This window comes from Streptomyces sp. MS191 (assembly GCF_008042125.1).
Taxonomy (GTDB): Bacteria; Actinomycetota; Actinomycetes; order Streptomycetales; family Streptomycetaceae; genus Streptomyces.
Map to the genome: position 1 here is coordinate 1 of NZ_RDBI01000040.1, position 16,610 is coordinate 16,610.

Annotated in this window: 13 protein-coding genes and 2 pseudogenes; 6 read left to right on the top strand and 9 right to left on the bottom strand. The window is 72.6% G+C overall.

Going from position 1 to position 16,610, the window contains the following annotated elements:
* The 6 genes and pseudogenes from EAO71_RS06755 to EAO71_RS06780 form a co-directional block, all read right to left on the bottom strand.
* On the bottom strand, positions 1 to 2,199 hold a 2,199-nt coding region (locus tag EAO71_RS06755; RefSeq protein ID WP_147976879.1), incomplete at its 3' end, for an FUSC family protein.
* Positions 2,200 to 2,250: 51 nt separating this feature from the next.
* Entirely contained in the window at positions 2,251 to 2,865 is a 615-nt protein-coding gene (locus EAO71_RS06760) for a DUF998 domain-containing protein (protein ID WP_147976880.1), read from the bottom strand.
* A 184-nt stretch (positions 2,866 to 3,049) separates the two neighbouring features.
* Positions 3,050 to 3,646, bottom strand: a complete 597-nt coding sequence (locus tag EAO71_RS06765; protein ID WP_261992042.1) for a WD40 repeat domain-containing protein — start codon at positions 3,644 to 3,646, stop codon at positions 3,050 to 3,052.
* 324 nt (positions 3,647 to 3,970) lie between these two features.
* Positions 3,971 to 4,507 carry an SMI1/KNR4 family protein gene (locus EAO71_RS06770; protein WP_147976882.1) on the bottom strand — a complete coding sequence of 179 codons (537 nt, stop codon included), beginning with the start codon at positions 4,505 to 4,507 and terminating at the stop codon, positions 3,971 to 3,973.
* A gap of 64 nt (positions 4,508 to 4,571) precedes the next feature.
* Positions 4,572 to 6,509 (bottom strand): annotated as a pseudogene (locus tag EAO71_RS39925) (RHS repeat-associated core domain-containing protein); the annotation flags it as partial.
* Between the two features lie 82 nt (positions 6,510 to 6,591).
* Positions 6,592 to 7,011 (bottom strand): YjbQ family protein, encoded by a 420-nt coding sequence (locus EAO71_RS06780; protein ID WP_147976883.1) that lies wholly within the window; start codon positions 7,009 to 7,011, stop codon positions 6,592 to 6,594.
* A 279-nt stretch (positions 7,012 to 7,290) separates the two neighbouring features.
* Here EAO71_RS06780 and EAO71_RS06785 point away from each other — a divergent pair, with 279 nt between their 5' ends.
* From EAO71_RS06785 to EAO71_RS06805, 5 genes are all read left to right on the top strand, one after another.
* Positions 7,291 to 8,175: an ABC transporter permease gene (locus tag EAO71_RS06785; RefSeq protein WP_187282587.1), complete on the top strand. Its 885-nt coding sequence runs from the start codon at positions 7,291 to 7,293 to the stop codon at positions 8,173 to 8,175.
* On the top strand, positions 8,148 to 8,891 hold the full coding sequence (locus tag EAO71_RS06790) for an ABC transporter ATP-binding protein (protein ID WP_147976884.1): 744 nt from the start codon (positions 8,148 to 8,150) through the stop codon (positions 8,889 to 8,891). Before EAO71_RS06785 ends, EAO71_RS06790 begins: the two co-directional genes overlap by 28 nt.
* Before the next feature lie 17 nt (positions 8,892 to 8,908).
* Positions 8,909 to 9,940: an ABC transporter substrate-binding protein gene (locus EAO71_RS06795; RefSeq protein ID WP_147976885.1), complete on the top strand. Its 1,032-nt coding sequence runs from the start codon at positions 8,909 to 8,911 to the stop codon at positions 9,938 to 9,940.
* Positions 9,940 to 11,151, top strand: a complete 1,212-nt coding sequence (locus EAO71_RS06800) for an LLM class flavin-dependent oxidoreductase (RefSeq protein WP_147976886.1) — start codon at positions 9,940 to 9,942, stop codon at positions 11,149 to 11,151. The genes EAO71_RS06795 and EAO71_RS06800 overlap by 1 nt, the downstream gene beginning before the upstream one ends.
* A 163-nt stretch (positions 11,152 to 11,314) precedes the next feature.
* Positions 11,315 to 12,628 (top strand): NAD(P)/FAD-dependent oxidoreductase, encoded by a 1,314-nt coding sequence (locus tag EAO71_RS06805; protein WP_261992046.1) that lies wholly within the window; start codon positions 11,315 to 11,317, stop codon positions 12,626 to 12,628.
* A 58-nt stretch (positions 12,629 to 12,686) separates the two neighbouring features.
* Here the strand turns inward: EAO71_RS06805 and mltG are convergent, their stop codons facing one another.
* The 3 genes and pseudogenes from mltG to EAO71_RS38620 all read right to left on the bottom strand — a co-directional run.
* Positions 12,687 to 13,541, bottom strand: a complete 855-nt coding sequence (gene mltG / locus EAO71_RS06810) for an endolytic transglycosylase MltG (protein ID WP_147976887.1) — start codon at positions 13,539 to 13,541, stop codon at positions 12,687 to 12,689.
* 288 nt (positions 13,542 to 13,829) lie between these two features.
* Positions 13,830 to 15,776 carry an ABC transporter ATP-binding protein gene (locus EAO71_RS06815; protein ID WP_147976888.1) on the bottom strand — a complete coding sequence of 649 codons (1,947 nt, stop codon included), beginning with the start codon at positions 15,774 to 15,776 and terminating at the stop codon, positions 13,830 to 13,832.
* A 175-nt stretch (positions 15,777 to 15,951) separates the two neighbouring features.
* Positions 15,952 to 16,065: pseudogene (locus tag EAO71_RS38620) on the bottom strand (MarR family transcriptional regulator); the annotation flags it as partial.
* Positions 16,066 to 16,172: 107 nt separating this feature from the next.
* Between EAO71_RS38620 and EAO71_RS06825 the strand changes: the two are divergent.
* Positions 16,173 to 16,592 carry a MarR family winged helix-turn-helix transcriptional regulator gene (locus EAO71_RS06825; protein WP_147979152.1) on the top strand — a complete coding sequence of 140 codons (420 nt, stop codon included), beginning with the start codon at positions 16,173 to 16,175 and terminating at the stop codon, positions 16,590 to 16,592.
* The last annotated feature ends 18 nt before the right edge of the window (positions 16,593 to 16,610 follow it).

Below are 16,610 nucleotides of genomic sequence, written 5' to 3' on the forward strand. Positions count from 1 at the left end.
GAGCCAGGCGTCCGCCGCGTAGGAGCCGCTCGGCGTCCAGGCCCCGGCGACCTCCGTCGCCGTCTCGTCCTCGGAGGGCCGACCGGAGCTCCGGGCCGCGAGAGGGGGTGGTACCGGTACCCGTTCGGCCTGCGCGTTCTCGTCCAGTACGGCGGACAGCAGCAGCATCCGCCCCGCCACCCGTTCCCCGAGCCGGGTGAGGGCGGCGGCCACGGCCGGCTCCAGCGGCGGTACGGTGACGGGCCCCACGGGCACCTCCGCGGACGCGGGCGGCAGGAGGACGCGCTCCGCTCCCCACAGCGTGTGATGGCCGGCCAGCAGCGCGGCCTGCCAGTCGACGGCCCGCGCCGGATCCTCCCGGGCCCGGACGGATCGGGGCCGTGCCGCCGCGGGGGGCGCCGGTTCGCTCTGGAACTGCGCGAAGGCAGACTCCGACAGCACGAGCGAGTGCCGCAGCAGGCTGTTGAGCGGCGGCGCGGACGGGTCGCGCAGGCCGCCGGCCGCCAGCGCCGAGCTCGTCATGACGACGGCCTCGGCCGCGGACCTCAGGAGCACCGCGGTCGATCGCCGCACCTCGTCCTGCGCTCCGCGCGGCCACGCCAGCAGCCCGAAGACGGCGCCGATCGCGCTGCCGACCAGGACGTCCAGCAGCCGGACCTCGGCCAGCTGCCAGGTGGCGGGAGCCAGCTGGGCGAAGACGAGGGCGACCGTGATCGCGAACAGGGCCTGGGCCCAGCCGACGCCCTTCACCGGTCCCACGGTGAAGGTCAGCAGCAGCACGGGAATCAGGACGGCGGCGTAGATGGTGGTGTCCGAGCCGACGAGGGCGAGGATGCCTGCCGTGGCCAGGGCTCCGAGCAGGGTCCCGGTCACCGCCTGGCGGATTCCGGTCCGGGTGGCGACCAGGGTGGTACGGGTCAGGGACAGGGTCGCCAGCATCGCCCAGAATCCGTGGGGCAGTGTGTCGAGGCCGGCGACGGCGCGGGCGGCGGCCAGGGCCAGGCTGATGCGGACGGCGTTCTGGAAGAAGACCGACCGGCTGCCCGCGTTCCCCACGAGCCGCCGCCACCACAGCTGGGGCGCTCGCATCCGCGCGTACCAGAACCGGTCCAGGGGCACTCCGGACGCGGCCTCCCGTCCCCGTACGGCGAGACCGGAGGCGCGCGCCAGCGCCGACGCGGCGTCGGCGAGTTCGAGCAGGTCGGCGCGGCGGCGCAGGGCCGCCGGGCGCACGCCTCCGGTGGGCAGCGCGGCCAGCGCCGCGCGTTCGCGCCCCGGTGCGGTGTCCGGTCCTCCGGAGGGCGCGCCGCGCAGCAGCGCCGCGCTGTCCGCCGCCGAGCGCCCGACGGCGTGCAGCAGGTCCAGGCCGGACGTCGTGGGGGTGTGGTCCGGCGGCAGCGGGGGCAGGCGGACGAGCCGGTGCAGGAGGGTCCGTGCGGCGAGGCCGGCGTGGGCCAGGCCGCGGGCGCGGACGCCAGGGCCTGCCGGGCGCTCCGCCTCCGGCACGAGTGAGGGTCGAAGGGCCTCGGCCGCGGCGGCCGCGGCCGCCGCCGTCGCCGGGGACAGGACGAAGGGGGCCCGGGCCAGGTCGGCGGCGCAGCGTTCGGCGGCGAGGGCGGCCCGGGCGGCCAGCTCCCGGTACGAGACGGTCGGCGCCTCGGGGAACACGAAGGCCTCGGCGAGGACGAGGAGGAGGATCCCGGTGGTGGCGCCGACCAGCCGCTCGCCCAGTTGCTCCGGTGCGAACGGCGGGAAGGACGGCAGGATGTACAGCAGTTGGAGTCCCGGCGCGGCGCCGGCGGGACGTGGGCCGCCGACGGCGACGAACGCGAGGACGAAGCCGATGACGAGCATGCCGACGACCGCGCTCCAGGTCTGCACGGCGAGCAGGGTGCCGGCGGCGACGAGCAGCCAGGCGACCGGCAGGAGTCGCAGCAGCATGCCCGCGCGCTGGCGCCCGGTGCCGGGAATGCGGGAGAGACCGGCCAGGGAGACCGCCGCGAACAGCGCGTAGGTGGCGGCGACGGGCTGGTCGAGGCCGTACAGGAAGAAGTAGAACGTGATCCCGGCGGCGAGTGTCACCCGCAGCGAGCGGCGGGCCGCGGCGACGTAGGCATCAGGCACCCGGCGCCGGCGTCCTGCCCGGCCGGTGGCCTCGGCGCCCCTGGTGTCCTCGGCGTCGGCACCGTTGGCACTCATGTCACCAGGATCGGCCACCGACGGCACCCCGTCACCCGCGGGCGCGGACGGTCACCCGCGGGCGCGGACGCTCGGTGTCTCCCGCTCGCCGGAACGGCGCAGGCACGAGGCGACGACCACGAAGGGCCAGACGGCCTGGAGGCAGGTCACGAAGCGTTCGGCGACGCCGGCGGGCCCGTGCCCCTGTGTCGCGAACAGGTACCAGGCGGCGCCGAGGGCCATCAGGGCGGAGGCCGTGACGGCGGGCACGAGGCGTAGCCCCCAGGGGGCGCGGCTTTCGCGGCGGGCGGCCAGTACCGGCCAGGCGGCCAGCAGGGCGAAGCCGACCGCGGCGACCGAGCCGTGACGGAGGGAGCCGCCGCTGCTGGGTGCCGGAACGAGTGCCACCGCCAGGGCCGCGACTCCCCCGCAGGCCAGTGCCACCCGTCCGGCGGTCGCGGCGGGGCGGAGCCCCCAGGCGGTGAGGAGGTGGCAGACGCCCAGGGCGAAGAGAGACGTCGTCATCACCCAGAACCCCGCGGCGCCGTAGGCCGCGAGCACGCTGATCGTCTGACTGACGGGATCGTAGGTGGGTCCCTCCAGCGCGGCGGCGACCGTCCAGCCTCCGATGAGCAGGACGGGGGCACAACCCGACGAGATCAGGGACCATCTCGGCACAGATCGCATCGAACCACCGTAGGACGCGCATCGCCCACCGGGGCGGAGGCGGCCCCTGTCCGAGGAACATGAGCCGCCCCCGGACGCCCGGAGGGCGAGCGGTCCTCGACCTGTCCCTCGGTCTGTCGCTCGGCCTGCCCTTCGACCTGTCCCTCGGTCTCCCCTTCGACCTGTCCTCCGGCCGGTGCGCCGGTCAGGACTCCGGGCACAGGGGGCGAGTGGCGGGGCCCGGAGGCACTTCGTCCCGCCAGCGGTCGGCGGTGAAGGCCCCCCGCGCCCATCGGCAGAGGAAACGCACCGGGTCCACCGTGGCTTCGACGTTCCACAGCAGCGCGGTGCCGTCCTCGCTCCAGCTGGTCAGGGTTCGGCCGCCGGGGTCGAAGGCCACACCGGCGACGCCGGCGGTATGCCCTTCGAGCGGATCGGCGATCTGACGCCCGGTGGCGCGGTCCCAGAGCCGGACCGTCTGGTCCATGCTGCCGGTGGCGAGCGTTCTCCCGTCGGGACTGAACACCACGGACGTGACCCCGCTGCGGTGGCCGACCAGCGCGTGCCCGATCTGCTCGCGGGTGGCCGCGTCCCACACCCGGACGGTGCTGTCCCGGCTCGCGGAGGCGAGGGTCTTGCCGTCCGGACTGAACGCGACGGACGAGATGTGCGCCGTGTGATGGGCCGGGGTCTCACCGATGCGCCGTCCCGCACCGTGACGATTCCCTCCGGCCCCGGACGCGGCGTGTACGAATCCCCCAGCGGGGCGGCGGTAGCCGTGGTGCGGTCTCTCAACCCGCACGTCAACCCGAACCGCAACGGGTGGTCGTTCTGGACCGTCACGGCCACGGGGGCGCTCCTGCAAAGCATCCGGTGACGGAGGGCAGCCACGGCTGTGCACGTTGTCTGCCGCTCGCCTGCGTCAGACATCTCCGTCTCCAGTCCGCACCACGTCGGCGGCCTGTCCGAGGAGACTCAACCGCACCCGCCGCTCCGCATTGTCGACGTTCGTGTCCACCGATCTCCGCAAGGACAACCCTCAACGTACGTGTCTTCCTCTCGTGGACCGTCGAGCAGTGCCAGCTCACGGGGCCTCCGCACCCTCGGGCGCGGTCCCGCAGAACGCTCAGCCCTGCAGGCTGAGCGCCGGACGGAAGCTGTGGACCTCTTCGGGGAACCGGCTCCACAGGATGTCCGAGCGCAGTTCACCCGAGAGGACCCGAGACAGGAACTGCGTTGCCGTCATCGCATACCTCTCCCATTCCTCGCCTCCCTCTTCGTTGATCATGAGGGTCCAGTCGTCCGGATTCTGACCGGGGCGCACGAGCCAGAACAGGTACTCGCCGTTGTCGGTGGTCGCCCAGGGGATCAGGCGGTTTCCGGGTTCTTCCATCTCGGCAGGCTTGTCCTCGTACTTCCAGAGTTCTTCGTACGCCTCGTCCCGTTCCTCGGCATGGCGAAGCACGTCGTACACGGAGTTGCCGCATCCGGGCTCCAGCAGCAGCAGGTAGTTGTCGATGAACCCCCCGCCGTACGTGGCCATCAGAGAGGTGTAGTCATGGGGTGGCCGGACGCCGAGCTCCCGCTCCACCGCCTCCCAGTCCTTTGCAGGCGGGGCGGTTTCGGGGCGGGGCAGGAGTTCCGTCAACCGGGCACGTGGCATGTTCGCTGTCGCATCCTATCGATGGGGGCCCGTCCGCCAGGGACGGCAGCCTCACAGAGGGAGATCACCGTTTAGGCACGTTCATGATGGTGACGATGTTGACGCCCGGCCCGCCGGATCCTCTCGGGGTGAACGTGAACCCGTTGTCCCCGTATGCCTCGATGGTGACTCCGAGCGGGATCTTGCTGCTGCTGTCCGCATAGATCGGGGTGACGCTGTACTGGATCATCTCTCCGCCCTTCGCCGCCTTCTTGACCTGGTTCTCGACGGAGCGCATGACCGGAGAGTTGGCGTACGCGTGCATGGTGATGAAATTCCGGGGGTCCTTGTTCGACCCGCCGAGCTGGGCTGCCAGGAGGTGCGTGCGGTTGCAGCCCTGACCGCTGACCCGGCCCGCCGGGGCGACTCCGGGGTTGGTCTTGCCGCCGAGCATGTCCTTGGTGATAGTGGCGTGCATGGCGGCGGCCCGGCTGTGCGGGCCGGGCTTTCCGTATTGGACTCTCCCGTCCCAGCTCGGGCTGGTCTCGTCGCACGGGGAGAGACCGAGCGGATCGGTCTACGCCTGCGGATTGTCGACGTAGGCGGTGGGGTTCGGTGCGGGAGCCAGGCCGAGTGGATCGAGAGTGAGGTACCGGGCTGTTTCGGGGTCGTAGTACCGGAAGTAGTTGTGGTGGAGCCCGGTTTCCCGGTCGAAGTACGGACCGGGGAAGCGCAGAGGGGTGTAGGCGATCGCGTCCCGGTTCCACGTCGTTGCGCCCCACAGGGTGGTGCGTGCCTGCCAGCTGATGTCGCCGTGCTCGTCGATGAGTTCCGTCGGCGTGCCGAGTTGGTCCGTCACCATGGCGAAGAAGCTTGGGTCGACGAGGTCCTGCGGAACGCCGGCCAGTGCCTTGCTCTCCGTCTGGGACAGAGGCGTGTATCCCTCGTGGTCCTACGTCAGCGTCAGGACTTCCGGAGTGCCCGCGAGGGACGTGCTCTGCTCGACGAGGGCGCTGCCGTCCCAGGTGAAGCGGGTGTCCTCCAGGACACGGTCGTCGGTTCCCGGCGTTGCTTGGCGATCCTGCGGCCCAAGGGGTCGTACAGGTAGCGCCATGATGTGCCGTCCGGCGTGACGACGGATACGAGACGATCCTCCGCGTCCTAGGAGAAGCGCCAGGTGTCCGGCTTACGGGAGAGCCGAGTGCGCTGACGCAGGATGACGCGGCCTTGCTGGTCGTACTAGTAGCGGACCCGTCCGGCAGGGGTGATACGGGCCCCCGTGTAAACGCGCTCGCCGCGGGCGTCGGCGCCCGGAAGACTCTCGGGCCATTCGCCCCGCGTCTGGTTACCGGCCTCGTCGTAGGAGTAGGTCTCGCTCCAGCCCCGGGCCGCGTCGACACGGGTGACCCGGCCGGCTGCGTCGAGTTCGTAGCGGCGGTGGCCACCGCGTATGTCGGACGCACCGATCGGCCGGCCGTCGGAGCGATAGGCGTAGGTGCGTCGCTGAAGTGCTTGTGGCGAGTGCCGCGAGGTGAGGACCTGGTCGGTGATGCGCCCGGCGCGATCGTGCTCGTGGGACAGCAGGAACGTCCGGCCCAGACGGCGTTCGACCTCACGTCCGGCGTCGTCGTACCCGAAGGAGAGCGACCGTCCGGCGGTCTCGACCGTCACTCGGTTCCCCGTGCTGTCGTAGCAGTAGGAACTGGCCACACCCGAGGGCGTGGTGCGCCCTGTGCGCCGTCCGGCGGCGTCGCAGGACGTCGTGAGCATACGGCCGTCGACGGCTTCCGCGACGACACGTCCGAGGCGGTCGTACCGGTAGGTGAGGATGCCGTCGAGGCCGGTGGCGCGGAGCAGGCGGCCGCACGGGTCGCTCTCGAAGTTGATGAGCCGATCACCGACGGAGGGCGCCGACAGAGTCATAGCGGTAGCCGACTGTCTGCCCCGCCGCGTTGGTGCGTCGTGCGAGGCGGCCGACGGCGTCGTAGGCGTAGGTGACCGTGTGACCGTCGAAGTCGCGCTCGTGACTGCCCGGGTGGGTGTCCACACGGGGCGCTCGGTACGGACAGACCTCCCGCCCCAAGGTCCCGTGCCGGCGGCCACCGCTACCCGAGGAACGTGAGCCGCACCTGGCGCTCCGGGTTGTCCTTGTTCGTGTCGACCAGGCAGATCGACTGCCATGTGCCCAGTTGCACGCGGCCGGCCACCACCGGGACCGTCGCGTGCGGCGGGACCAGGGCAGGCAGGACGTGGTCGCGGCCGTGGCCGGGGGTGCCGTGGCGGTGCTGCCAGCGGTCGTCGGCCGGCAGGAGGAGGTGGAGGGCGGTGAGCAGGTCCCGGTCGCTGCCCGCGCCCGTCTCGAGGATCGCCAGGCCCGCCGTGGCATGGGGGACGAAGAGGTTGAGGAGGCCGTCGAGGCCCGGGGCCGTCTCGGTGAGGAAGTCGGCGCAGGCGGACGTCAGGTCGGTGACCGTCTCGTTCGTGCCGGTGGTCAGGGTGAGGACGCGGGTCGCGAAAGTGGACATAGGGCCATCCTGCCGTTCGTACCGCAAGATCGCGCATCCACACTCCGAGACACCGTTGACCGCGACCGGAACAGGCCGCTACGTTCGCGCCATGTTGCGTTCAGCCCTGCTCACCACGCGCGGTCACATCGACCTGCTGCGGGTGGCCTCCGCCGCCTGTCGTCGCGGCTGCTGACGCCTTCTCATCTCCTGACGCAGTGACCACCGTGGTCGCGCGGACCTTCCGCGCCCACGGGCGCTGACGCGTACCCCTTTCTCCTCCCTCTCCCGGAGCGCCCCATGACGGTCGGCCACGCCCCGCCCGAATCACCGCCGGACATATCCCCTATTTCAGAGGATCGACCTCTGCCCTCCACCGATCTGGAGGAGCTGACACCCGATCACCGACCCGGCCGCCGCACCGCCGTGCCGCGCTGGCTCCGTCGCGCCGTCGGGCCGCTGCTGCTGCTCGTGCTCTGGCAGGTCTTCAGTTCGACCGGCGTCCTGCCCGCCGACGTGCTCGCCTCGCCCGGCACCATCGCCCGGGCCGCCGGGGAGCTCGTCGGCGACGGGACACTCCCCCACGCGATGGGCGTCTCCCTCCAACGCGTAGCGGTCGGGCTGCTGTTGGGCGGCACGATCGGTGTGTCCCTGGCACTCGTCTCCGGCCTGTCCCGGCTGGGCGAGGATCTGGTGGACGCGAGCGTGCAGATGCTGCGGACCGTGCCCTGGGTCGGCCTGATCCCGCTGTTCATCATCTGGCTGGGCATCGGCGAGGCTCCCAAGGTGGCGCTCATCGCGCTGGGGGTGGCGTTCCACCTGTATCTCAACGTGTACGCCGGAATCCGCGGGGTGGACGCCCAACTCGTCGAGGCGGGCGAGTCGCTGGGGCTCGGACGGTGGGGGCTGATCCGGCACGTCGTGCTGCCCGGCGCGCTGCCGGGCGCCATGACAGGCCTGCGGTACTCGCTCGCCACCGCGTGGCTGGCCCTCGTCTTCGGCGAGTCCATCAACGCCGACGCCGGCATCGGCTTCCTGATGAACCAGGCGCGGGAGTTCTTCCGTACCGACGTCATCGTCGTCTGCCTCGTCGTCTACGCCTTCCTCGGCCTGCTGGCCGACGCCGTCGTCCGCACTCTCGAAAGGCTGCTGCTCCAATGGCGACCGACCTTCACCGGGCAGTGACCCTCAAGGGGCTGACCCGCTCCTTCGACGGCCGTCCCGTCATCGACGACCTCGATCTGACCCTGAACGCGGGTGAGTTCACGGCGCTCCTCGGACACAGCGGCTGCGGCAAGTCCACGCTGCTGCGGGTCCTGGCCGGCCTCGACCGGGACATCTCCGGCACCGTCCTCGTCCCCAAGCGCCGGGCCGTCGCGTTCCAGGCCCCCCGCCTCATGCCCTGGAAGCGGGTGTGGCGCAACGTCCTGCTCGGTCTCCCCGGCAGGCCCGACCGGGCCGTGGCCGAGCGGGCCCTGGAGGAGGTCGGGCTGGCCCACCGGACCGGCGCGTGGCCCAAGACGCTGTCCGGCGGAGAGGCCCAACGTGCCTCACTCGCACGTGCGTTGGTCCGCGAGCCGGATCTGCTGCTGCTCGACGAGCCGTTCGGCGCCCTCGACGCCCTCACCCGCATCAAGGCCCAGCGACTCGTCGCCGACCTGTGGCAGCGGCGCGGCTGCGCGGTCCTGCTCGTCACGCACGACGTCGACGAGGCCCTGCTGCTCGCGGACCGGGCGCTGGTGATGCGTGACGGCGTCATCGCGTACGACACCCCCGTCGCGCTCGACCGGCCCCGCGCCACCGGCGACCCCGCGTTCGCCGCCCTCCGCACCCGCCTGCTCGCCGAACTCGGCGTCGACGAGGACGCCGCCGACGGCGACGCCCTCCGTCCCGCCGCCTGAACACGAAGGAACACACCGTGAAGCGTTCTCTCCTGCCCGCCGCCCTGCTGCTCCCGCTGGCCCTGCTCGCCTCCGCCTGCACCACCGCCTCCGTCGCCGACTCCGCGTCGAATTCCGACGGGAAGGGGTCGCTCGTCCTCAACGTCGGCGACCAGAAGGGCGGCTCCGAAGCCGTCCTGCGCGCCGCCGGAGAACTCGACGACCTCGGCTACCGCATCAAGTGGTCGACCTTCGCCTCCGGACCACCCCTCCTGGAGGCGGTGAACGCCAAGGCGGTCGACATCGGCTCGGTCGGCAACACCCCGCCCGTCTTCGCCGCCGGCGCGAACTCGAAGATCACCGTGGTCGCGGCGACCCACGGGGACTCGGCGGGCGAGACGATCCTGGTCCCCTCCGACTCCCCGCTGCGCAAACCCGAGGATCTGAAGGGCAGGACGGTCGCCGTCGCCCAGGGCAGCTCCGCCCACTTCCAGCTGATCGCCTCGCTGAAGCGGGCCGGGCTCTCGCTCGCCGACGTCAAGGTGACCCTGCTTCAGCCGGCCGACGCACTGGCCGCGTTCACCAGCGGGAAGGTCGACGCCTGGGCCGTCTGGGATCCGTACACCTCGCAGGTCCTGCAGAGCGGCAAGGGCCGCGTGCTGACCGACGGCCGCGGCGTGGTCAACGGGCTCGGCTTCCAGGTCGCCTCGCCGTCGGCGCTCGCCGACAAGGAGAAGGCTGCCGCGATCGGCGACCTCATCGAGCGACTGCGCCGGGCCCAGGACTGGGTCTACAAGCACCCGGAGGCGTGGGCCAAGGTCTGGGCGAAGGAGACGGGGCTGCCGTACGAGGTGGCGCTCGCCGCGGTGAAGCGCAGCAACGGGACCCGTATCCCGGTCGCCCTGGACCAGGCCGCCATCGACTCGGAACAGAAGATCGCGGACACCTTCGCCGAACTGGGCCTGATTCCCCGGCGGTTCGAATTCGCCGATTACGTCGACGCCCGCTTCGACAAGAACCTGCCGCCGTCCACCACCCCGGCGCGGCTCTACGGAAAGGGCAACTCCTGATGACCGTCCATCTGCACTGGTTCCTGCCGACGGGCGGCGACGGCCGCACCCTGGTGGACCGGCACGCCTACACCGACGGCGGGATCACCCGGCCCCGTACGGTCAGCGGGGTCCGGGCGCCCGACATCGAGTACCTCGCGCAGATCGCCAAGGCGGCGGAGCGGCTGGGCTTCGAAGCCGTGCTGACGCCCACCGGGACGTGGTGCGAGGACGCCTGGCTGACGACCGTGGCGCTCGCGCAGCACACCGAACGCCTCAAGTTCCTCGTCGCCTTCCGCCCGGGCGTCATCTCTCCGGTGCTGGCCGCGCAGATGGCGTCGACCTACCAGCGGATCACCCGGGGCCGGCTGCTGCTGAACGTGGTGACCGGCGGCGACTCGATCGAGCAGCGCCGCTTCGGCGACCACCTCGACCACGACCGGCGGTACGCCCGCACCGCCGAGTTCCTCTCGGTCGTGCGGGGCGTGTGGGCCGGGAAGCCGTACGACTTCGAGGGCGAGCACTACCAGGTGGAGGGCGGACTCACGGCGCTGCCGCCGGACCCGCTGCCGGAGATCTTCTTCGGCGGTTCGTCCGAGGCGGCCGGCCCGGTCGCGGCCGAGCACGCGGACGTCTACCTGACCTGGGGCGAACCGCCGTGGCAGGTCAAGGAGAAGATCGACTGGATCCGCCGGCTCGCCGAGGAGCGCGGCCGCACGGTGCGGTTCGGCATCCGGCTGCACACGATCTCGCGTGACTCGTCGCGCGAGGCGTGGGCGACGGCGGACCGGCTGCTCTCCGACCTCGATCCGGAGACGGTGGCGGCGGCACAGCAGACGCTCGGCCGTAGCGAGTCGGTCGGCCAGCAGCGGATGCTCGCGCTGCACCGCGGCGGTTCGCTGGAGCGCGACAAGCTGGAGATCGCACCGAACCTGTGGGCGGGCGTGGGACTCGTACGGGGCGGCGCCGGCACGGCGCTGGTGGGCAGCCACGCGGACGTCGCCGACCGGATCGAGGAGTACCACGACCTGGGCGTGGAGCACTTCGTCCTGTCGGGCTACCCGCACCTGGAGGAGGCGTACTGGTTCGGCGAGGGCGTGACTCCCGAGCTCGCTGCGCGCGGCCTGCTGTCGACCGTCCCGGCGTCGCCGCTGCTCGGTGTCCCCGCGTCCAACGGCAGGCCGGCCTCCGCTCCGGGCGGAGCGCCGCTGCTGGTCGCGGGCGGAAGGTAGGCGGACCGGCCAGGCGGCGCGGGCGCCCGCCCGCGATGCCGGCCGACGAGCGGGCGCCGTACGGGGGCGCCCGGGAGGGCGCCCCGCGCATCCCTGTTCCCGGGGAGCGCGGGGCGCCGCCCGGTCCGGGAAGATCCTCGCGCGCACCACGGTTAGTGGAATCGTGAACGATTTCGAGGCGAAGACGACGGTACGGGACATCGACGTGGTCGTGATCGGTGCCGGTCAGGCGGGCCTCTCGGCCGCCTACCACCTGCGGCGCACCGGCCTGCGGCCCGACCGGGACTTCGTCGTCCTCGACCACGCCCCGCGCCCCGGCGGCGCCTGGCAGTTCCGCTGGCCGTCCCTGACCTACGGCAAGGTGCACGGCATGCACGCGCTGCCGGGGATGGAGCTGACCGGCGCCGACGCGAGCCGTCCCTCGTCGGAGGTGATCGGGGCCTACTTCACCGCGTACGAGGAGCGCTTCGACCTGCGGGTCCACCGGCCCGTGGAGGTGTCCGCGGTGCGCGACGCCGGTGCCGCCCCCGCGTCGGACTCGGCCTCCGGCGTCACGGGGGCACCCGGTCGGCTGCTGGTCGAAACGTCGGAGGGCACGTACCGCGCCCGGGCGCTCATCAACGCCACCGGCACCTGGGACCGCCCGTTCTGGCCGCGCTACCAGGGGCAGGAGACCTTTCGCGGGCGTCAGCTGCACACCGCGGACTACCCCGGCCCGGAGGCGTTCGCGGGCCTGCGGGTGATCGTGGTCGGCGGCGGCGCCTCCGGTACCCAGCACCTGATGGAGATCGCCGAGGTCGCGGCGCGGACCACCTGGGTGACCCGGCGCGAACCGGTCTACCGCGAGGGCCCGTTCGGCGAGATGGAGGGCCGGGCGGCGGTCGCCCTGGTCGAGGAGCGGGTGCGGCGGGGGCTGCCGCCGCAGAGCGTCGTCTCCGTCACCGGACTCCCGCTCAACGACGCGATCAAGCGGGCCCGGGAGCAGGGCGTCCTGGACCGCAACCCCATGTTCGACCGCATCACGCCCACCGGAGTGGCCTGGGACGACGGCCGCACCGTGGACGCCGACGTGATCCTCTGGGCGACCGGGTTCCGCGCCGCCATCGACCACCTGGCACCGCTGAGGCTGCGCGAGCCCGGCGGCGGGATCCGGGTGGACGGCACGCGCGCGGTCCGGGACGAGCGCGTCCACCTGGTCGGCTACGGGCCGTCCGCCTCGACCATCGGCGCCAACCGGGCGGGGCGGGCGGCCGTCGGCGAGATCCGGCGCCTGCTGCGGCGCGAGGAGCAGGAGGAGCACGGGGAGCGCGGGGAGCGCGATCCGGGTGGGGCGCCGGAGCAGGGCCGGGCGCAGGTGCCGGAGGAGAAGCGGGCACAGGTGCCGGAGGAGAAGCGGGCGCAGGTGCCGGAGCAGGCCGGCGGGCCGTTGCGGGAGCGGGCGGAGGCGCGGGGCACGGCGGCGGTCGCCGGCCGCTGACGCGGGTGTCGTCCGCCCCCCGGCCGTCCGGCCTCCGGCCGGGGAGGCCGCCGGTCCGTCAGTCCGCCGTCGCCGCGCGCCGCTGCGCGTTGAAGTCGGCGACATTGGCCTGGTGTTCCGCGTAGTCCGCGGTGAACCGGGTGTCACCCGGCTTCACGGTCACGAAGTAGAGCCAGTCCCCCTTGGCGGGGGCGATCGCGGCCGCCATGGCCTCCTCCCCCGGGTTCCCGATCGGCGTCGGCGGCAGCCCCGCCCGGGTGTAGGTGTTGTACGGGCCGGAGATCCGGGTGTCCGCTCGGGTGACGTCCACGGTCGAGCGTCCGAGGGCGTAGTTCAGGGTCGAGTCCATCTGGAGCGCCATGCCGCGGGCGAGGCGGTTGTGGACGACCCGGGACACCTTGGCCATGTCCCGCGCGCTGTCCGCCTCGGCCTGCACGATGCTCGCCACGATCACGGCCTGGTACACGCTCAGGCCGTTGCGGCGGGCGCCGGCGGCGAACCGGTCGGCGGCGAACCGCTTCTTGGCCGTGTCCACCATGTAGCGCAGCAGGGTCCGCGGCGTCGTCCCGGCCGGCACGGGATAGGTCGCCGGGAACAGATAGCCCTCCGGGTTGCCCGCGGCGGCGGCCGGGAGCCCGAGCGCGGTGCCGTCCCGGCCCGCGGCGCCGCGGGTCGCTCCCGCCGCGAGGCCGAGGGAACGGTCGACGGCCGCGTACACCTGGCCGGCACGCCAGCCCTCGGGGATCAGCAGGGTTCGCGGCTTCGGCACCGCGGGCTCGTCCCGTGTCAGCAGCAGGGGCAGGGTGACCGCGGCGGCCACGGCGACCACGAGCGTGACGAGCAACGTCAGCCGGCCGCGGCGGGTCAGCCGGGTGCGGCGGCGGCGTGCGGGCTGCCAGGACCGGTGCGTCATGCGCGCACGCTAACCCGGTGTCCGGGCGAATCCGCGGAGCCGCACACGCGGCGGCGCCGTCGGCCCCCTGGGACGGGGGGCCGACGGCGCCGTGGCACTGCGATCGTCAGACGAGCCAGCCCAGGAAGTGGAGGACGCCGGCGAGCAGGTTGGTGATCACGTTCATGGTGGTGCTTCTCCTCGTACAGGTGCATCAGTGGGACTGCGCAGTCACGGTCTGCAGCCCGTCGCTTGCGCACCGTCATCATCATGCGACGCACGGGAGTGGGGCAACGGAAAGCGGAACGATCACACGTTCTGGGGAACAACCGCTCCCGCGTTCGTCTGTTCGCTTCCGGAGTCCGGGGCCGCACCGGCTCCGGCCCCTTCGGCGCCTCCACCGGCCCCGGCGCCCCCGGCCCCCGAGGCGCCCGCCGCGGCTCCGACGGTGGCGGATTCCGCGTCCCGGCGCACGAGGCCGGCGTAACGACCGTCCTGTGCGAGGAGCTGCTCGTGCGTGCCGCGCTCGGCAATCCGGCCGGACTCGAGGACGACGATCTGGTCGGCGTCGCGGACGGTGGAGAGCCGGTGCGCGATGGTGATCGTGGTCCGCCCGGCGGAGAGCGCGTCGATGGCCTGCTGCACGGCGTGTTCGGTGCGGGTGTCCAGCGCGCTGGTCGCCTCGTCCAGGATCAGCACGGGCGGGTCGCGCAGGATCGTCCGGGCGATCGCCAGCCGCTGCTTCTCGCCGCCCGAGAAGCGGTAGCCCCGTTCGCCGACGAGGGTGTCGTAGCCGTCCGGCAGGGAGTCGATGTGGTCGTGGATCTGCGCGGCGCGCGCGGCGGCCTCGATCTCCTCGTCCGTGGCGTCGGGCTTGGCGAAGCGCAGGTTGTCGGCGACCGAGGCGTGGAAGAGGTAGGTCTCCTGGGAGACGACGCCGACGGCCCGGGCGAGGGTGTCGAAGTCCAGGTCGCGCACGTCGACCCCGTCGAGCAGCACGCGGCCGCCGGTCACGTCGTACAGCCGGGGCACGAGGTAGCTGAGGGTGGACTTCCCGGAGCCGGTGGCGCCGACGACGGCGAGGCTGCCGCCGGCCGGGACGGCCAGGTCGATGCCGCCGAGCGTCGCCGCGCCGGACGCCTCGCGATCGTAGTGGAAGTCGACGCCCTCGAAGGCCACCTCGCCGCTGATCTTCTCCAGCCGGACGGGCTCCTCCGGCTCCGTGATGTCGACGGGCAGGTCGAGGTACTCGAAGATGCGCTGGAAGAGGGCCAGGGACGTCTGCATCTGCACGCCGGTGGACAGCAGGCTCACGGCGGGCCGGAAGAGGCCCTGCTGGAGCGAGACGAAGGCGACCAGGGTGCCCAGCGATATGGCGGGCCCGCCGGACTGGAGGGCCAGCCCCGCGGCCCAGTAGATGAGGGCGGGCATGGCGGCCATCACGATGCCGATCGTCGACATCCGCCACCGGCCGGCCATGGAGGAGCGCACTTCGAGGTCGACGAGGCGCTCGGACTCCTCGGCGAAGGACGTGGTCAGCGAGTCGGCGCGGCCCATGGTCCGGCCGAGCAGGATGCCGCTGACGGAGAGGGACTCGGTGACGGTGGCGGCCATCGCGGCCATCTGCTTCTGGCGCTGTGTGGTGATCTTCTTGCGCTCGCGGCCGACCCGGCGGCTGATCCAGACGAACACCGGCAGCAGGAGGAGCGAGACGACCGTGAGCCGCCAGTCGAGCGCGAGCATGGCGACGACGGTGGCGACGACGGCGGTGAGGTTGGAGACCAGGGAGGTGGCGGTCGAGGTGACCGTCGCCTGCATGCCGCCGATGTCGTTGGCGATCCGGGACTGGACCTCGCCGGTACGCGTCCGGGTGAAGAAGGCCAGCGGCATCCGCTGGAGCTGGGCGTAGACCGCGGTCCGCAGGTCGTGCATCACCCGCTGTCCGACGGTGGTGGAGATCAGGGTCTGCAGCACGCCGAAGACGCTGGTGACGACGGCCGTCGCGATCATGCCCAGGGCGAGCAGGCTGAGCAGCCCGGTGCGCCCCTGGGGGATGGCGGTGTCGAGGATCTCCTTGAGGAGGAAGGGCGAGGCGACCGAGACCAGCGACGAGGCGCCGACCAGCAGGCCGACGACGGCGAGGCGACCGCGATAGGGCCGGAAGAGGCGCAGGATGCGCCGCACCTGCGCCGGCTCCTTGGGCTCGGCGGGATCGTCTCGGGGAGGTGTCCAGGTGGACTGATCGTGGGGGTGCATGGGCTCCTACGCGAGGTGAGACAGTACGACGGATGAGAGCATAGCTCACTGTTACCTATACTCACAATGAACGTGGTCCTGATATTGTTCCGGGCATGAGCACCCCGGTTCCCGGCATGAATACCCCGGACGCCCCGAGCCTCCCGCAGGGCGCGGAGCTCCCTGGGCCCCGAGGTCAGCAGCGGCGCTCCGGCCCGGGGTCGACCAGAGCGGACAGCAGACCTCCGAGCTCCTCGCGCTGATCGACGGTCAATGGAGCAAGGATGTCCTCTGCGGCGGCCCGGCGCGCGCCCCCCGGCGGCCACCGGCCCGACCGGCGGCACCACCGACGGCAGCGACGGCAGCGGCGGCACCACCGACGGCACCGTCCGCACGGGCGGCACCGACGCCGACGGACTGCTGGCCGAGCAGCTGCTCCGCCTCACCCGCCGCCTGCACCGCATCCAGAAGCGGCACCTGGAACCGGTGGGCATCACCCCCGCCCAGTCCCGGCTGCTGCGCACCGTCGCGCACTACGACCGTCCGCCCCGGATGGCCGATCTCGCCGCCCGCCTGGAGGTCGTCCCGAGGGCCGTGACCAGCCTCGTCGACGGACTCGAGGCCGCCGGCCGGGTGCGCCGGGTCGCCGACCCGACCAACCGCCGGGTGGTGCTGATCGAACTGACCGACGCGGGACGCGCCACGCTGCGGGCCCTGCGCAGCGCGCGCCGGGCCGCCGCAGAGGACATCCTTGCTCCATTGACCGTCGATCAGCGCGAGGAGCTCGGAGGTCTGCTGTCCGCTCTGGTCGACCCCGGGCCGGAGCGCCGCTGCTGACCTCGGGGCCCAGGGAGC

Excerpts from the sequence above, each read along its gene's own strand:
- EAO71_RS06780 (WP_147976883.1), bottom strand. The coding sequence starts at position 7,011 with ATGTCCACTTTCGCGACCCGCGTCCTCACCCTGACCACCGGCACGAAC.
- EAO71_RS06790 (WP_147976884.1), top strand. The coding sequence starts at position 8,148 with ATGGCGACCGACCTTCACCGGGCAGTGACCCTCAAGGGGCTGACCCGC.
- EAO71_RS06785 (WP_187282587.1), top strand. The coding sequence starts at position 7,291 with ATGACGGTCGGCCACGCCCCGCCCGAATCACCGCCGGACATATCCCCT.
- EAO71_RS06770 (WP_147976882.1), bottom strand. The coding sequence starts at position 4,507 with ATGCCACGTGCCCGGTTGACGGAACTCCTGCCCCGCCCCGAAACCGCC.
- mltG (WP_147976887.1), bottom strand. The coding sequence starts at position 13,541 with ATGACGCACCGGTCCTGGCAGCCCGCACGCCGCCGCCGCACCCGGCTG.
- EAO71_RS06800 (WP_147976886.1), top strand. The coding sequence starts at position 9,940 with ATGACCGTCCATCTGCACTGGTTCCTGCCGACGGGCGGCGACGGCCGC.
- EAO71_RS06760 (WP_147976880.1), bottom strand. The coding sequence starts at position 2,865 with ATGCGATCTGTGCCGAGATGGTCCCTGATCTCGTCGGGTTGTGCCCCC.
- EAO71_RS06815 (WP_147976888.1), bottom strand. The coding sequence starts at position 15,776 with ATGCACCCCCACGATCAGTCCACCTGGACACCTCCCCGAGACGATCCC.